The sequence below is a fragment of the Gordonia shandongensis DSM 45094 genome, assembly GCF_000423025.1.
Lineage (GTDB): Bacteria > Actinomycetota > Actinomycetes > Mycobacteriales > Mycobacteriaceae > Gordonia > Gordonia shandongensis.
Genome location: NZ_AUHE01000001.1, coordinates 80,936 through 96,444 on the forward strand (window position 1 = coordinate 80,936; position 15,509 = coordinate 96,444).

Annotated in this window: 21 protein-coding genes; 3 read left to right on the forward strand and 18 right to left on the reverse strand. The window is 70.4% G+C overall.

Annotated features, from left to right (window positions below; genetic code table 11):
• Positions 1-16 precede the first annotated feature (16 nt).
• Positions 17-913: a LysR family transcriptional regulator gene (locus G528_RS0100425; protein WP_035718507.1), complete on the reverse strand. Its 897-nt coding sequence runs from the start codon at positions 911-913 to the stop codon at positions 17-19.
• A gap of 187 nt (positions 914-1,100) precedes the next feature.
• Between G528_RS0100425 and G528_RS0100430 the strand changes: the two genes are divergently transcribed.
• A complete protein-coding gene (locus tag G528_RS0100430) occupies positions 1,101-1,328 on the forward strand; it encodes a hexameric tyrosine-coordinated heme protein (RefSeq protein ID WP_026917242.1) in 228 nt (75 codons plus the stop codon).
• A 21-nt stretch (positions 1,329-1,349) separates the two neighbouring features.
• Here the strand turns inward: G528_RS0100430 and G528_RS0100435 are convergent, their stop codons facing one another.
• The 9 genes from G528_RS0100435 to G528_RS0100480 form a co-directional block, all read right to left on the reverse strand.
• Positions 1,350-2,027, reverse strand: a complete 678-nt coding sequence (locus G528_RS0100435; protein WP_026917243.1) for a trimeric intracellular cation channel family protein — start codon at positions 2,025-2,027, stop codon at positions 1,350-1,352.
• A 135-nt stretch (positions 2,028-2,162) separates the two neighbouring features.
• On the reverse strand, positions 2,163-2,348 hold the full coding sequence (locus G528_RS0100440) for a type Z 30S ribosomal protein S14 (RefSeq protein ID WP_006895617.1): 186 nt from the start codon (positions 2,346-2,348) through the stop codon (positions 2,163-2,165).
• 1 nt (position 2,349) lies between these two features.
• Positions 2,350-2,928, reverse strand: a complete 579-nt coding sequence (gene rplE / locus G528_RS0100445) for a 50S ribosomal protein L5 (protein ID WP_026917244.1) — start codon at positions 2,926-2,928, stop codon at positions 2,350-2,352.
• Position 2,929: 1 nt separating this feature from the next.
• Positions 2,930-3,247 (reverse strand): 50S ribosomal protein L24, encoded by a 318-nt coding sequence (gene rplX / locus G528_RS0100450; protein ID WP_026917245.1) that lies wholly within the window; start codon positions 3,245-3,247, stop codon positions 2,930-2,932.
• A 4-nt stretch (positions 3,248-3,251) separates the two neighbouring features.
• Positions 3,252-3,620, reverse strand: a complete 369-nt coding sequence (rplN, locus tag G528_RS0100455; protein ID WP_026917246.1) for a 50S ribosomal protein L14 — start codon at positions 3,618-3,620, stop codon at positions 3,252-3,254.
• Between the two features lie 238 nt (positions 3,621-3,858).
• Positions 3,859-4,842 (reverse strand): hypothetical protein, encoded by a 984-nt coding sequence (locus G528_RS15930; protein WP_156890308.1) that lies wholly within the window; start codon positions 4,840-4,842, stop codon positions 3,859-3,861.
• Positions 4,839-6,017, reverse strand: a complete 1,179-nt coding sequence (locus tag G528_RS0100465) for a sensor histidine kinase (RefSeq protein WP_051198148.1) — start codon at positions 6,015-6,017, stop codon at positions 4,839-4,841. Before G528_RS0100465 ends, G528_RS15930 begins: the two co-directional genes overlap by 4 nt.
• Positions 6,018-6,205: 188 nt before the next feature.
• Entirely contained in the window at positions 6,206-6,487 is a 282-nt protein-coding gene (locus tag G528_RS0100470; RefSeq protein WP_425402202.1) for a response regulator transcription factor, read from the reverse strand.
• 280 nt (positions 6,488-6,767) lie between these two features.
• Positions 6,768-7,469, reverse strand: coding sequence for a response regulator transcription factor (locus G528_RS0100480; protein WP_035718512.1), 702 nt, complete (start codon positions 7,467-7,469; stop codon positions 6,768-6,770).
• A 162-nt stretch (positions 7,470-7,631) separates the two neighbouring features.
• Here G528_RS0100480 and G528_RS0100485 point away from each other — a divergent pair, with 162 nt between their 5' ends.
• Positions 7,632-8,393, forward strand: coding sequence for an acetoacetate decarboxylase family protein (locus G528_RS0100485; RefSeq protein ID WP_026917250.1), 762 nt, complete (start codon positions 7,632-7,634; stop codon positions 8,391-8,393).
• 58 nt (positions 8,394-8,451) lie between these two features.
• Positions 8,452-8,970 (forward strand): MTB12 C-terminal domain-containing protein, encoded by a 519-nt coding sequence (locus G528_RS0100490; protein ID WP_026917251.1) that lies wholly within the window; start codon positions 8,452-8,454, stop codon positions 8,968-8,970.
• On the opposite strand, the gene G528_RS15935 is transcribed toward G528_RS0100490, so the two are convergent.
• The 8 genes from G528_RS15935 to rpsC form a co-directional block, all read right to left on the reverse strand.
• Positions 8,967-10,115, reverse strand: coding sequence for a hypothetical protein (locus tag G528_RS15935; protein ID WP_156890309.1), 1,149 nt, complete (start codon positions 10,113-10,115; stop codon positions 8,967-8,969). The two genes, G528_RS0100490 and G528_RS15935, sit on opposite strands and share 4 nt — an antisense overlap.
• A complete protein-coding gene (locus G528_RS0100500) occupies positions 10,112-11,254 on the reverse strand; it encodes a sensor histidine kinase (RefSeq protein ID WP_035718573.1) in 1,143 nt (380 codons plus the stop codon). Before G528_RS0100500 ends, G528_RS15935 begins: the two co-directional genes overlap by 4 nt.
• Positions 11,255-11,265: 11 nt before the next feature.
• On the reverse strand, positions 11,266-12,363 hold the full coding sequence (locus G528_RS17950) for a glutamate--cysteine ligase family protein (protein ID WP_051198149.1): 1,098 nt from the start codon (positions 12,361-12,363) through the stop codon (positions 11,266-11,268).
• The gene (locus tag G528_RS15940) at positions 12,360-13,565 is read right to left on the reverse strand and encodes an ATP-binding protein (protein WP_051198150.1); all 1,206 of its coding nucleotides are present in this window, start codon (positions 13,563-13,565) and stop codon (positions 12,360-12,362) included. The genes G528_RS17950 and G528_RS15940 overlap by 4 nt, the downstream gene beginning before the upstream one ends.
• A 202-nt stretch (positions 13,566-13,767) precedes the next feature.
• Entirely contained in the window at positions 13,768-14,049 is a 282-nt protein-coding gene (gene rpsQ, locus G528_RS0100515) for a 30S ribosomal protein S17 (RefSeq protein WP_026917254.1), read from the reverse strand.
• Positions 14,046-14,279 carry a 50S ribosomal protein L29 gene (rpmC, locus tag G528_RS0100520; protein WP_026917255.1) on the reverse strand — a complete coding sequence of 78 codons (234 nt, stop codon included), beginning with the start codon at positions 14,277-14,279 and terminating at the stop codon, positions 14,046-14,048. Before rpmC ends, rpsQ begins: the two co-directional genes overlap by 4 nt.
• The gene (gene rplP, locus G528_RS0100525) at positions 14,279-14,695 is read right to left on the reverse strand and encodes a 50S ribosomal protein L16 (RefSeq protein WP_026917256.1); all 417 of its coding nucleotides are present in this window, start codon (positions 14,693-14,695) and stop codon (positions 14,279-14,281) included. The genes rpmC and rplP overlap by 1 nt, the downstream gene beginning before the upstream one ends.
• A gap of 4 nt (positions 14,696-14,699) precedes the next feature.
• A complete protein-coding gene (gene rpsC / locus G528_RS0100530) occupies positions 14,700-15,509 on the reverse strand; it encodes a 30S ribosomal protein S3 (protein ID WP_026917257.1) in 810 nt (269 codons plus the stop codon).

Here is a 15,509-nt window from a genome sequence, read left to right on the forward strand (position 1 = left end):
GTGGCGGGGATCGGCCCTACGGGTGATCCTCCTTGACCCGCACGATGATGAGGTCGGCGACGGCGCTGAGCTGTTTGCGGACGTCGAGCGCCGCACGCCGGACGGCGAGGAACACGGTGTTCAGCGGCGGATCGGCGACCTCGTCCCACCGGACGAGCGTGCCGGAGGCCACCTCGTCGGCGACGAGGTAGCTGGGCAGCACCGTCATCCCGTAGCCGTTGAGGACGGCGTGCTTCACCAGCAGCAGATCGGGCAGGACCACCGCCGGATCGAAGTTGGGGTCGGCGCCGAACACGATGTTCCAGAACCGCCGGATGATCGCCAGATCACCGTTGTACGCCACCATCGGGACCGTCGCGAGTTCCGAGAGCGTGCGCCCGCGCAACGGCACCTCGGGCGCCGCCACGAGCCAGAACTCCTCGTCGGCGATCGGCCACGCCTTGATCTCCGGACTCTTGGGTCGGACGGTCGAGACGACGAAGTCGAGGACGCCCGACTCCAGGTCTGCCAACAGCGCCTGGGACTCGCCGAGCGAGAAGTTCAGCTTCGGGAGGTTGTCGCGATCGGCCCGCAGTGCCGGCAGCAGCCGGTGGGCGATGAACTCGCGGGGACCGCCGATCGAGACGGTCCGCACCGCCCCGCCGTCGGGCGACCCGGTGACGAGTCGGTCGATGTAGTCCAGATGCTCTGCGAGCGACGCGTACAGCTCGTGGGCGGTGGAACTCGGCACCGCGCCGTTGACCCGCCGATCGAAGAGCTCCGAACCGAACCACGCCTCCACCGACGCGATGTGGTTGGTCACCGTCGGCTGAGAGACGCGAAGGCGGCGGGCGGCGTCGCGGAAGGACTCGGCGCGGTACACGGTGAGGAAGGTGCGCAGATGGTCCAGCGAAGGCCCTCGTCTGGACTGCATCGCTCCCCCTCCTCTGTGGTGCGGTTCCGTGGTGCGGTCACCGAGCGTCGGCGACGGTGACCGCCATGCCCTGGCAACTCTATGGGATCGCGAGCCGGTCCGCGACGACCGGCTCGCCGACCCGTTCGTCGCTGCGAGGGCATAGGCTGAGAATCGGACGAATCACCGACGAGAGATGAGAGACACCATGAGCGACACCTGGCTGACCACACTGATCACCGACACCCCGCAGGAGGGTTTCGAGTTGGCCATCACGCTGAGTCGACGCGGTGTCAAGTACACCCAGCCCGACGGCGAGGTCCTGCATCGGCTCCGCCCGGAGTACTCCACGGATGCGGAGAACCTCACCGCCGCCTCCCAGGTGGTCGCGACCAACTTCCAGACCGTCGCCGCCGCCAACGGCTACTGGCGCTGACGCCCCGGAGGCTCGCGCCCCTCACCCTCGGTCGTCGCTCGCCGATCCGCGGCCGATGTACCAGGGTCGGGGGCCGTGCCAGCCGAATCGGAGGGAGCCCAGCCGCACGGCACAGACCGCGACGGCGATGAGCACCCCCGCCCAGGCCCGATACATGTCGGCGGACAGCAGGGCCGCCGTCGCCGCGGCGCCGCCGAGGGCCGGTATGGCGTACAGGTGATGGTCGGCCCGCAGCACCATCGGTATCGATCCGGCCAGCACATCACGGAGGATGCCGCCGCCGACCGCGGTGGTGAGACCGAGCATCGCCGCACTCGGGGCACCGAGCCCGTAGCCGTACGCGATGGCGGTCCCGTTGACCGCGAACAGTCCGAGCCCCACCGCATCGGTGGCGTCGAGCGGCCATCGGGTGAGCCGTGCGGGCGGGTGCCAGACGAAGACCGCGAGCCCCACGCCCAGGGCCGTCGCGACATACCGCAGATCGGTGAACGCGACCGGCGGTGTCTCACCGCCGAGCACATCGCGCAGGATCCCGCCGCCGAGCGCGGTCGCCACCGCCAGCAGGCAGATGCCGACGACGTCGAGCCCGCGACGCGCCGCGAGGAGCGCACCCGAGGCCGCGAACGCCGCCGTGCCGACGAACTCCCCCGCGTGATGCACCAGCGATGCCGCGGTGTCGATGTTCGACGAGAGGATCATGCCCTCATCGTCGCACCTCATCGTCGTCTCGCGACGTCGGACCTCACCGCGACGCCTCGGCGCCGAGGCTCGACAGCAGCCGACCCCGCCTCCGAATCGGAGGCGGGGTCGGCTCGAATGCCTAACGGCGTGAAGTCACCAGCTGGACTTCTGCACGCCCGGCAGTTCACCGGCGTGCGCCATGTCGCGGAAGCACACGCGGCACAGGCCGAACTTGCGGTACACCGAGTGCGGACGCCCGCACTTGTTGCAGCGCGTGTAGCCCCGCACGGCGAACTTCGGCTTCTTGTTGGCCTTGTTGACCAGAGCCTTCTTTGCCATGTCAGTTGTCCTTCGCGTTGTTGTCCTTGAACGGGAAGCCCAGGGCGCGCAGCAGCGCGCGGCCCTCCTCGTCCGTGGTGGCCGACGTGACGACCGTGATGTCCATACCGCGCGGCCGGTCGATCGAGTCGATGTTGATCTCATGGAACATCGACTGCTCGGTGAGGCCGAAGGTGTAGTTGCCGTTGCCGTCGAACTGACGGTCGCTCAGGCCGCGGAAGTCACGGATACGCGGGAGTGCGATCGACACGAGGCGGTCGAGGAACTCCCACATGCGGTCACCGCGGAGGGTGACACGCGCACCGATCGGCATGCCCTCGCGCAGCTTGAACTGTGCGATCGACTTGCGGGCGCGACGGATCTCCGGCTGCTGGCCGGTGATGAGCGCGAGATCGGAGACGGCTCCGTTGATCAGCTTGGCGTCCCGGGCGGCGTCGCCGACACCCATGTTGACGACGACCTTCACCACGCCCGGGATCTGCATCACGTTGGCGTACGAGAACTCGTCGTTCAGCTTGCCCTTGATCTCCTCGCGGTACTGAACCTTGAGGCGGGGCTGGACCTTTTCACTCGTGGTCATATCAGATGTCCTTCCCGGTCTTGCGGGAGATGCGGACGTTCTTGCCGGTCTCCTCGTCGCGGCGGTAGCCGACGCGGGTCGGGTTGCCGTCGGCGTCGACGATCATCACGTTCGACACGTGGATCGGAGCCTCCTGCGTCACGATGCCGCCCGACTCCGCACCGCGCTCGTTGGCCGAGGCGCTGGTGTGCTTCTTGATGCGGTTGACGCCCTCGACGAGGACGCGCTCACGCTTCGGGTAGGACTCGATGACCTTGCCCTTGGCGCCCTTGTCCTTGCCGGCGATGACGATGACGGTGTCACCCTTGTGGATCTTCATGGGGTCAGATCACCTCCGGTGCGAGCGACACGATCTTCATGAACCGCTTGTCACGCAGCTCGCGGCCGACCGGGCCGAAGATGCGCGTACCGCGCGGATCGCTCTCGTTCTTGAGGATGACGGCCGCGTTCTCGTCGAACTTGATGTACGAACCGTCCGGACGACGGCGCTCCTTGACGGTGCGCACGATGACCGCCTTGACGATCTCGCCCTTCTTCACGTTGCCGCCGGGGATGGCGTCCTTGACGGTGGCGACGATCACGTCACCGACGCCGGCGTAGCGTCGTTTCGATCCACCGAGAACACGGATGCAGAGGATGTCCTTCGCACCGGTGTTGTCGGCGACCTTGACGCGCGATTCCTGCTGAATCACTGCTTCTAGTCTCCTTGACCTGGAACTGATGTCCGCCGGATTACCGACCCGACGCACACGGTCTGTTGCCGTCTGAACGGGCGCCTGCCTGGGGCTTCTCCGGAATTCCGGAGAGACCCCAATGGGTTCGCCCGCCGACTCGCGGTGCACGCACCGCAGGCAACCGCTCTAGTGTAGAGGCTCGCGGGCTTCGCGGACAAATCCCTCCGGCCTCACCGACCAGCGGAAACGACGCCGCTCAGCGGCCGACCCGGGTGTACTGCGCCCCACCCCCGTCGGTGACGACGATCGTCGCCGCGTCGTCGTGGCGTTCGGGCAGGAGTCGGATCGTGACCTGGGTGCCGGCCGCGGCGGCGACGACGGCGTCGAGCGCCGCCGCTCGTACCCGGTCGAGCGCGGCCGATGCGACCGCCGCGTGCTCGCAGCGCACACGGTCGTCGAGGAGCACGACGCGGACGCCGCGCACCCTGGCCGCACGCACCGCGGCCGCGACGGCCGGATCGTCGAGGCCCGGTGCGCGTATGCGGTCGCGCAGCTCCGCTTCGAGCAGCACACACGCCGCCGCCTGCGCATCGCTGAGGCGACGGCCGGCCGCGAGCTGCTCGAGCAGGGGTCGGGCCTGTGCGTCGAGCCGCGCGATCGCCGCATCGCGCGCAGGGGGCATCGCCCGTTCGGAGGCATCGCGCTCACCACGCCGACGGAGTGCCGCCACCTGGGCCGCCCGCGGCCGGATGAGCAGGGCGAACACGGTGGCCATCAGGCACACGCCCACCATTCCGGGCGCCAGGACCGTCGCGATGCGCACGCCGGCGGCGTGGACGGCTGCGGCGACACCCACCGCTGCCGCCACCGTCGCGGCGACTCCACCCCAGGCGATGATGAGGCGGCCGCGGACCGCGATCAGCGCCATCGTCACGGCGGGCACCGCACCCAACGCCAGGAGCGCCGCGTGCCCCTGCCCGGCCGTCGACCCCGCGGCCACGCCGCCGGCGACGGGGCCGGATGCGGCCGCGGCCACGGCGGCGCCGCCGGGCATCGGATCGTCCGGGGCGCGCAGGAGCAGCGCCCAGCCGGCCCCGACGACCCCGAGTCCGGCGACATAGGCGACCGGGACCGTCACGTCACCGCTGGTCAGTCCGATGACGGCGAACATCGCCCACGCGACGCCCGCGACCGCTGCCGCCCCGCGTCCGTGGAGCCCGAGAACTCCGGTGGCCGTCACGGCGCGTCCGGCCCGTCGGGACACCAGCCGAGCCGCACCGTGGTTCCCCGGCCGCGGACGCTCGCGACGTCGCACCGGCCGCCGGCGAGCCGCCCGACCCGCCGGCGGATGCTCAGGACCAGCCCGAGTCGGTCCGGTGACACCGCGTGCGGATCGAACCCCACCCCGTCATCGGCGACGACGATTCGCATCCCGGTGTCGTCGACCGTCAGCAGCACGATGCACTGGGCGTCGCGTCCGGCGTGCATCACGGAGTTCCGAACGGCCTCGGCGGCGGCCTCGGCGAGCGCGGCGACGACACCGGGCGGGCAGGCCCCCGGCTGCTCGCTCAGTTCCACGGTCACCGGGACGTCCGCCGACACCCCGCTGATCACGGCGCGTACCCGCGCGACCGCCTCGACGGCCGACACCGGGTCGTCATCGGTCGGCACGGCGTCCACGAGCCGGTCGAGCGCGCGCACCGCGTCGCACGCCTGCTCCGCCACCCGCGGATCGTCGCGGTCGGCGGCGGCCAGGACGAAGGTCGCCAGTACGCGGTCGTGGATCAACGCGTCCACCCGCGCCCGCTCCACGGTGTCGACGCCGGCGGACACGATGCGGCCGGCCTCCTGCCGCGACCGGTCGAGTTCGTCTCCGATCCGCAAGACTGCGGCCGCCAGGAGGACGAAGATCGAGGTGAAGACGATGCCGAAGGCGGCCTCGCGCAGGCAGTCGGCGGCGTCGACGCCCGTCGTGTGCGCCACGGCGACCGCCGCGCCGGAGAGTTTGCCCACCACCAGCACCGCGATCGCCTGCCATACCGGCCGGACGAGGACGGCGGCGAGCGCCGCGAGTCCGGCGAAGTCCATCATCCACACGGCGGCCTCGGTGCCGTGTCCGACACCGGCCGCGGCCCACGCGGCGGCGGCCAGCGGCGGGCCGACGGCACATCCGAGGGCCGCCGCCGTGATCCACCGGCGCCGACACCCGACCGCAGCAGGGTCGACCGCAGCAGGGCCGACGGCAGCAGGGTCACCGAGGAGCGCGATGCCGAGCAGTGCGATGCCGGGGCCGAAGGCGAGCACGGCGGCGACCGGCGGTACCCAGCCCGCGACGACACCGCGCGCCTGCGCGATCAAGGCGGGTATCACCAGCACCGCATAGATGCAGTAGCCGGCGCCGACGAACCGCGCCATGGCGACCAGCAGACGGTCGCTCTCGCTGCGCAGGCCGTCGATACCGAGGTCGGAGGTCCGGCCCAGAGGAGACCGGCCCAGAGATATTCGACCCAAAGAGGTTCGACCCAGAGAGGTTCGCCCCAGAGAAGCGAACCGCCCGCCGCCCCTGAGGGGTGGCGGGCGGTCTCCGATGACAGGCGTGCGGGTCACCACTCTTCCAGCGAGGTGTACCCGTCCTGGAGGGCGCGGGCGAGCAGGTGGGCCTTCGTCGGCGCCGACCGTCCGACGGCGGCGTACTTCGCACGGATACGCGAGATGTGGGTGCTCACCGTCGACTGGGAGATGAACAGGCGGTGGGCCGCGTCCTCCTTCGACTCGGAGGCCATCCACGCGAGCAGCACCTCGACCTCCCGGGTCGAGAGGGCCGGCCGGGCCCGTCCGGCGACCGCCAGTCGGGGCATCGTCGCACGAGGCGTCGGCGTGCTCATCATTCGCGGTCGGTGTCCTCGTTCGATGCCGACCCCGAGATCTGCAACGCTCACCGTCGTCCTCCTGTCACAGTCCCCCGACTACTGACGTTCCGCCCCGAGACGGGAAGTCGCCTCAGGATCGTCTCTCACGATAGGAAGACTCGACGGACGCCGGTAGACCCAGAACTGGGGACACCCGATCAGAGGCCGCGGGCTGCGCCGAACTCACGGCGCGCGACGTCGTCGCCGTCGGCGACGCTCACGGTCACGAAGAGCCCCGAGTCATCGGGACGCGCCGTCAATCGTCGTCTCGGGTGCGGTGCGGCATCGGCAGCCACCCGTCTTCGACGGCGCGCTTGAACAGGTCGAGCTTCGTGCGGGTCGGTCGGCCCGCGTCGGCGTACTTCTGGCGGATGCGTTTGAGGTATTCGTTGACCGTGTCCGGTGCCACACCGAGTTCCTGGCCGACGCTGGCCGACGTCCCTCCCGAGGCGTACAGCGTCAGGACGCGCTGCAGTTGCGGGCTCAGGTCGACGGCGTCGAGGTTGGGGTCGCCGTCGATCGCCGCGGCCCACTCGGTGGTCAGCACGCCTTCGCCGCTGCCGGCGGCTCGGATGGCGGCGAGGATCTCGTCCTCCGACGCCGATTTGAGGACGACGCCGAGCGTGCCCGCGCGCGCCGCGGACCGCAGCAGGTCGGGGTGTTCCCCCGATGTGTAGACGACGGTGACGATGTCGAGTTCGGCGAGTCTGTTGACGTTCTCCCGGGGTGTGGTGCCGTCGTTGAGGCGCAGGTCGAGGATCACGACGTCGAGGGCGGTCGACTTCTCGAGCAGGTCGCCGACGGTGGGTGCCGAGCAGACCAGTTGCAGATCGTCGTGCCGCTCGAGGATCCGCTCGATCCCCCACACCGGCGATTGATGGTCGTCGACCATGCCGACGCGCACCACGCGGTCGGTCGTGACTCGACCCGTCGTCACCGGTTCACCCCGCTCGTCCATCGTTGTCGTCACTCTCATTCGCCCTACCTCCCGTGCACAGGAGACATACCCACCGTGCTAAATAAAAGTATCGGACTCCTCCGACAAAGACCGCGCGTTCGGTCGTTCGAGCGACGGCGAAACCGCTGCTGCGGCGGGCCTGGACGCCGTAGCGTGGGGGCCGTGACCACTGCTTCCGTTCATGACGTCCTGGGCACGCCGGTGACGATGCCCGTCGAGATCCGCTCCGCCCGGTGCTTCGTCGCGGGCTTCACCGCGTCGTCGGCCGCCGTGAGCGATGCGATCGCCTCGCGCGGGGCCGCCGACCTGCGCCCCCTCGAGATCCGTCGCGGCCGCACCCCGTGCATGCTGGTCTTCGTCGACTACATCGACGGCGACCTCGGCCCCTACAACGAGTTCGGCGTCTGCTTCCTCGTGCAGCCTCCCGGGTCTCGGGCGTCGAGGATCTCCGCGCTGCGTTCGCTGGCCGCCGGCGACGCCCACGCGCTCATCCACGAACTCCCGGTCGACGGTGACTTCACCCGCGCCGCGGGACGCGGGATCTGGGGGTTCCCCAAGGTGATCGGGCAGTTCGACGTCGATCACGACTCCGCCGCCAAACGCGGCCGGATCAGCATCGACGGAGAGCTGGTCGCCGAGCTCTCGGTGGGACGCGGGATCCCGGTGCCCGACGCCTCGGGCGACACGGTGTTGCAGGCCTACTCGCAGCTCGACGGCGTCACGCGCCGGACGCCGTGGCGGCTGACGTCGACGTCGGGCACCCGGACGCGGCTCGGGGGTGCGCGCCTGACCCTCGGCGATCACCCGATCGGCGCGGACCTCGGACGGCTCGGACTGTCGCGACGTGCACTGATGACGACGTCCGTGGCCGATCTGTCGATGACTTTCGCCGATGCCGTCGAGATCGCCCGCCGCGAAGACTGAGCGCAACACATGTTAGCCTCGCCTTATTAGCAATCCGCTGATCGCACAGGAGAAGACCATGAAGATGTCCCCCGCCGTCCGCCGCCCGGTCGTCGCAGCAGCGTCGGCCGCCGCGGTCGTCGCCATGCTCGCCGGATGCTCGAACTCCGACGACGACGCGACCACCGCCTCCTCGTCGCCGGTCACGGCGAGCGAGTCCGACAGCAGCTCGGCACCCTCCAGCGCGGACGGCCTGACGAAGGACGACGCGCAGAAGACCCTGCGCACGGCCCTCTCCGAGGAGACCTCGACCGACGACCTCAAGGGTCTCGTCGACGACTCGGTCCCCGGCACCGTCCAGGCGCTCGCCGCCTACAACAAGGTCGCGGCGAAGGCCGGCTACACCCCGGACATCTACACCGTGAAGTCCGTCGAGGTGTCCGGCGACAAGGCCACGGCGAAGGTGGCCATCGCCAGCCCCCACACCTCGAAGCCCATCGAGATGCCGTTCGGCTTCGTCAAGCAGGGCGACGACTGGAAGCTCTCGGCCGACGCCGTCACCACGCTGACCGAGATGAACAAGCAGCACGGCAGCTAGCGCCCGGGACGTCCGGCCCCGCGGCCGCCGTCCGCATCCTCGCTCCGCTCCGGCGGCGCACCCGACCCGGGTGCGCCGCCGGAGTCGTCTCGCCAGCTCAACCCGCCGTCGCCGAACGTCCGACACACGCGGCGCCGCACCCGGTCGCCCGCCGAGACCGTGACGGTGGCAACCGACCCGCGCCCCTCGGGCAGGATGCGCGCCGTGACCGTGCCCGCGTCGGTCTCCGCCAGCCGGGCGACGAGCTCATCGTGCACCACCCCGTTCGCGTCGCACCCGGCGTCGTGGGCGCGAACCCGATCGTCGAACAGGTGAACCGTGACGCCCCGGGCGCGTGCCTCGGCGACCGCGGAATCGACCCGCGGCTCCCGCCAGCCGCGACCGCGCACCGTGTCGCGCAGCCGATGCTCCAGGAGTCGAGCCCGCTCCACCGACACCGCGTCGAAGCGTTCGCCGCCGGCCACCCGCTCCAGAAAGGGCCGCACCTCGGCGTCGAACTCCGCGGCCCGGCACCTGCGCTGATCGAGGGTCGCCGCCAGGGCCGCGTCCTGCGCCGCGGCCTGCAGTTCACGCTGGTCCAGAACGTGCACGAACTGCAGCAGGGGCCGGGCGAACATCATCATCAACGTCGCCGGCACCGCGGCCACCAACAGCTTCAGCACCGGCGGCACGGCGACGGCCGGCTCCCACCCCCATGCGGCCCAGGCGATGAACCCGACGACGGACATCGCACCGAACGCCGCCCACGCCGCCCGCACCCGGCCCCGCAGAATCAGCACGATCACCACCACCGCGTAGACGGTGAGCGGCGCGGTCGGCCGCACCCAGGCGGCGGGCCCGACCGGGATGTGCCACCACACCAGCGCGATGCCGACCGGACCGAGCACGGCGGCCGCCGCCACCGCGCGACGCCGCAGGGGGTCCTCGCCGCCCGACGCCGCCGCGACCAACGCGACGGCGAGGAGCACCGAGCCGCCGATCCCGGCCGTCTGCCGCAGCGGCCCCACCTCCAGCGGATCGAGGATCAGGCCGGCCGCGACATAGGAGCAGATGACGGCGACGAGGCTCAGCCGCACCAACGGCGTTCGCAACCCCAGCATCTCGACCATCGGCGACACCGCGCGTCCGTCCCTCGCCCGCCTCACGACCGTCTCCACTCGATGGACACCACGGTGCCGTCGCCGGGCGCCGACCGCACCCAACCGCCGCCGCCCGGGAGGTTCGCCATCCGCCGCCGGATGCCCATCTCCACGCCCGACCGATCCGCCGCCACGCGGTTCGGATCGAAACCGACACCGTCGTCGACCACGCGGAGTCGGATGAGGTCGCCGTCGAGGACGCCGAGCAGGGCGCGAGACGCGGACGGTCCCGCGTGGCGACGCGCATTCGTCACCGCCTCGACGGCCGCATCGGTCACCGCCTCGGCCACCGGATACGGGTAGCGCACCGCGACGTCGGGGACGTCGACCTCGACGATCGTGTCGTCGCCGAGCGCATTGACCGCGTCGAGCAACCGCACCCGGGTCTCGGCGCCCGTGAGCTCCACGGCCTCGGCCCGGGCGGCCGTGCCGTCGAGCGCGTCGAGCGCCGCCCGGGCCTGCACGCGGGCGCGCGGGTCCGTCTCGTCGGTCGAGATGCCGCGCAGGACCGCGACGACCTGATCGCGGACGACCGCGTCCCACCGGTCGCGCTCGGCGATCCGCGCGGCACGACTCGCCGACGCGAACGTCGCGTGCAGAACGTCCTCGCGCCGCCGGTCGGCCAGGCGGACGCCGCCCATCGCGGCGTAGGTCAGCGCGATGAGCACACCCATCAGCGAAGCGGTGAGCAGCGCGTTCACATACGCCAGATCGCCGAACCGCCCCTGTTTGGCCAGTTGCTGCACCGTGGCCAGCGTTCCGAGGCCCACGACCAGGTAGCCGAACGGGACCCACGGCCGATACACGGTCGCCAACACGATCGCCGGAAGCACCACGGTGTTCGCCGGCCACACCGGCGGCGACCCCATCAGCTCCGGTGCGGCCTGCTCGCTCCACGCCGGGATCCACAGGAACAGCGTGACGATGTTCGCGGCCCCCAGCGCCACCGCGCCGGGGCCGATCGTCGCCGCGTCGCCGCGCACACCGATCACCAGGAGCATCGCCGCCGCCCCGAGGACCGCGGTGAGGCTCACCGGCACCCACCAGCCGTCGACGACGCCGTCGACGGAGAAGAAGTGACCGATCATCAACACGGGGAGGATCAGAGTGGTCAGCGCCATGCTGATCGCGGCCCCGCGCTGCATGCGCCGTTCGTTCACAGCCGGATCTCCCGGTCGATCCGACCGTCCGCATCGCACTCGGAGCGGTGCACACCGTCGACCCCCACCACCGTCACCGAGGCGACCGGCCGCCGCCCGTGCGGCGACACGCGCGCAACGAGTTCGCCGTCGGCGTCGACCTGCTCGAGCTCACGCTCGATCAGGTCCTCGAGTGCCTCGACGATGTCGGCCCGCCGTCCCGGCGGGAACCGGTCCAGACCGCCGTCGTCGAGCAGGGTCACCGAGACACCGCGGCCGCGCGCACGCCACGCCGCCTCACGGATCCGGTCGGTGTCCAAGGCGACCGCCCGAATACCGTCGCGGAGCCTCGCCTCGGTCAACCGCGCAGCGGTCACGTCGTCGTCGGTGAGGACCGCACCGTCGGCCATCCGCGTGAGCAGCGGCCGCACGAGTCTGTCGATGCGGCCGATCCGTTCACGACGCCGAGCCTCGACCGACCGAGCCGACCACTGCGCATCGGTGACTCGAGCCCGCCGCAACCGCAGCGCATCGAGTTCGCCGAGCATCGGCCACAGGCCGATCGACGTGGCCGTCAACACCGCCAGCAGCAGGATCGTGAAACCGGGGAACGCCACCTGCCCCCACTCGGGAGACCCGACGTGCGGACCGATGAGAGCTCCCAGGGCCACGCAGCCCACGATGCCGGTCCACGCCGTCCCCAGGCGGCCGCGGAAGATCAGGATCACGAAGGCGACGTTGCTGGTGAGGAAGGCCGGTGAGTACGGCATGATCGCCGCCGTTCGATCGCAGGCCACCGCGCCCCACAGGGCGCCGTGGGCGGCGAGAACGAGGACGATCACCACCGCGGCGTTCCACGGTGAATAGTCCGCGGGCCGCGGGATCAGCGACGCCGCGCACGCCAGACCGTAGAAGACGTAGGCGAAGGCCACCCCCGACCAGTACGGGGCCGACGCGTGATAGCTGACACCGATCGAGATGAGGACGGACGCCAGACACGCGGCGTAGACCGCCAGCGCCCCGACGGCGGGTCCGCGCCCGATGAGCCGGTCGGTCACCCCCGCGCGGAACATCGAACGCAGACGCCGACGTCCCCGAACCACGACGTCGATCATCGCGCAGGCACCTCCGCATCCTGTCGCCAGGTGAGTTCCACCCGCGTCCCGGTGCCGGGAATGCTCGCGACCCGACTCGAACCTCCGTCGAGCTGCCGCATGCGTTCGGTGATCCCGAGTGCGACGCCGATTCTGTTCGCCGGCACGTCGTCGACGTCGAATCCGACTCCGTCGTCGACGACGTTGACCGTGATCTGCTCGGGCCGCAACCGGCACAGCACCGCGCACGACCAGTCGCGACCCGCATGTCGGTGGACGTTCCGGATCGACTCCCCGAGCGCGTCGACGACGGTGTCGACGACCGGCGCCGGATACCGGTACATGCCGGCGCGATCGTTCACCGTCACCTCCACGCCGTCGCCGAGGTCGTCGATGCTTCGCACGATCCGCTCGGCGACCTCGTCCGATGAGATCCACGCTGCGCCCGTCCGCGGCCCCGCCGCCAACTGCTCGAGTTCGGTGAGCACGGCCTCCGCCGTCGCCGCGACACCCTCGTCGACCGGTCCCGGCCGCGCGGCCAGCAGCACCGCGATCAACCGGTCGTGGACCATCGCGTCCACCCGTCGCTGTTCGGAGTCGTGGGCACTGCTCCGCAATCGGGAGACGGCGTCGCGGGCGGCCAGAGCGCGTTCGCGATCGAGCCGCTGCGCACCCACCACCAGCGACCACGCCATCACCTGGAACAGACCGGCGAGTCCGAAGGTCCACGCCGCGATGCTCATCGGCACCCAGCGGCCGTCGCTCGCCGCCGTCACGACGACCGCGGTGCTCAGCACACCGGTCGACACCATCCCGACCACCGCGGCCCGCAACTGTCCGCAGACGACCAGGATCGATCCGCCGATCTGCGGCAGGAGGAGAATCCACACCGGAAGAGACGGTCCGCCGAGCTTAGCCTCGACACCGTCGCCGTTCCATCCGACGAACCACGCCGCGAGCAGCACCGTGTACGCGACGACGCACAGCAGGCCGAGCCGTTCCATCGGTGCCGCTCGCCCGCGGATCGCACCGAGCAGCGCCGACGCGGAGCACGTCACCGCGACCGCCAGTCCGGTCCACGACCACCACGACGCCGTCGCATCCGCGTAGGAGGTCAGCGCGGGTATCGACACGATCAGAATCACCAGGTGCGCGACGGCGATCGTCGCCCAGCCGACGATCTGGATCCGGTGCAGCATCGACGGCGGTGCCGGAGCGGTCATGCCGGTGCGTCCCGGTAGGTCATCGCGTGCCTCTCCACACCCCCGTGCCGATCCCCGTGTCGGATCCATTCAATCATCGCTCCGAACGCCGGACACCCCGACCGCCCGACACCGATCGACCACGAGAGAACACCGCCCGCCCCGGTCTCCCGGGACGGGCGGTGTGCGTACATGCTCTGCGGAGCGTGCGATGCGAGTCGGCCTACTTGGCCTTCTCGAGCACCTCCACCAGACGCCAGCGCTTGGTGGCCGACATCGGTCGGGTCTCCATGATGCGAACGCGGTCGCCGACGCCGGCGGTCTCGCTCTCATCGTGCGCCTTGACCTTGCTCGTGGTGCGGATGATCTTGCCGTACAGCGGGTGCCGCGTGCGATCCTCCAACTCCACCGTGATGGTCTTGGTCATCTTGTCACTGACGACGTAGCCGATCCGCTCCTTGCGGCTGCCACGCTCTTCGGTGTTCACCTTCTGGTCCTCACTCACGCGTCATCACCTTCCGGTCCGGACGCCAGGCCCAGCTCGCGCTCGCGCATCACGGTGTAGACACGCGCGATCTCGCGGCGCACGGTGCGCAGCCGGCGGTTGTTGTCGAGCTGACCGGTGGCCATCTGGAAACGAAGGTTGAACAGCTCTTCCTTCGACTCCTTCAGACGCGCGACCAGGTCGGTATCGCTGAGCTCGCGGAGCTCAGAAGCAGCGACTCCGAGTGCCATCAGAACTGCTCCTCTCGGGTCACGATTCGGGTCTTCATGGGGAGCTTGTGCTGTGCGCGACGCAGCGCCTCGCGAGCGGTCTCCTCATTGGGGTAGCTCATCTCGAACAGCACGCGGCCCGGCTTCACCGGGGCCACCCACCACTCGGGCGAGCCCTTACCGGACCCCATGCGGGTCTCGGCGGGCTTCTTCGTGATCGGCCGGTCCGGGAAGATGTTGATCCAGACCTTGCCGCCACGCTTGATGTGGCGGTTGATCGCGATACGAGCCGACTCGATCTGACGGTTGGTGATGTAGGCACCTTCGAGGGCCTGGATACCGTAGTCACCGAACGTGACCTTGGTTCCGCCCTTGGCCCGGCCCTTCAGGCTCGGGTGGTGCGGCTTACGGTACTTGACCCGGCGAGGGATCAACATTGCCTCAGCCCTCCTGGTTTTCTGCCTGCGCAGGCGCAGACGCCGTAGCGTCGGCAGCCGGGGCCTCGGTGGCGGCCGCTGCGGCGCGACCCCCCTGGGCACCGCGCGCATCACGGCGCGGCCGGCTGGGACGACGCGGTCCCCGGCGATCCTCGGCGGGTGCGGCTGCAGCCAGCTCGCGGCGGCCGCCCACGATGTCGCCCTTGTAGATCCACACCTTCACACCGATCCGGCCGAAGGTGGTGCGTGCCTCGTAGAGCCCGTAGTCGATGTCGGCGCGCAGCGTGTGCAGCGGGACGCGACCCTCACGGTAGAACTCCTTGCGGCTCATCTCGGCACCGCCGAGACGACCCGAGCACTGGACTCGGATGCCCTTCACGTTGGGCTGACGCATCGCCGACTGGATGGCCTTGCGCATCGCGCGACGGAACGCCACGCGGTTGCTCAGCTGCTCGGCGACGCCCTGTGCGACGAGCTGCGCATCCGACTCGGGGTTCTTGACCTCGAGGATGTTCAGCTGCACCTGCTTGCCCGTCAGCTTCTCCAGGTCGCCGCGGATGCGATCGGCCTCGGCGCCGCGGCGACCGATGACGATGCCCGGACGGGCGGTGTGGATGTCGACGCGGACACGGTCACGGGTGCGCTCGATCTCCACCTTGGAGATGCCTGCGCGCTCGAGCCCGGTGCTCAGCAGCTTGCGGATGGCGACATCTTCCTTGACGTAGTCCGCGTACTGCTTGTCGGCGTACCAACGCGAACTCCAGTCAGTGGTGATGCCCAGCCGGAAGCCGTGCGGGTTGATCTTCTGGCCCAC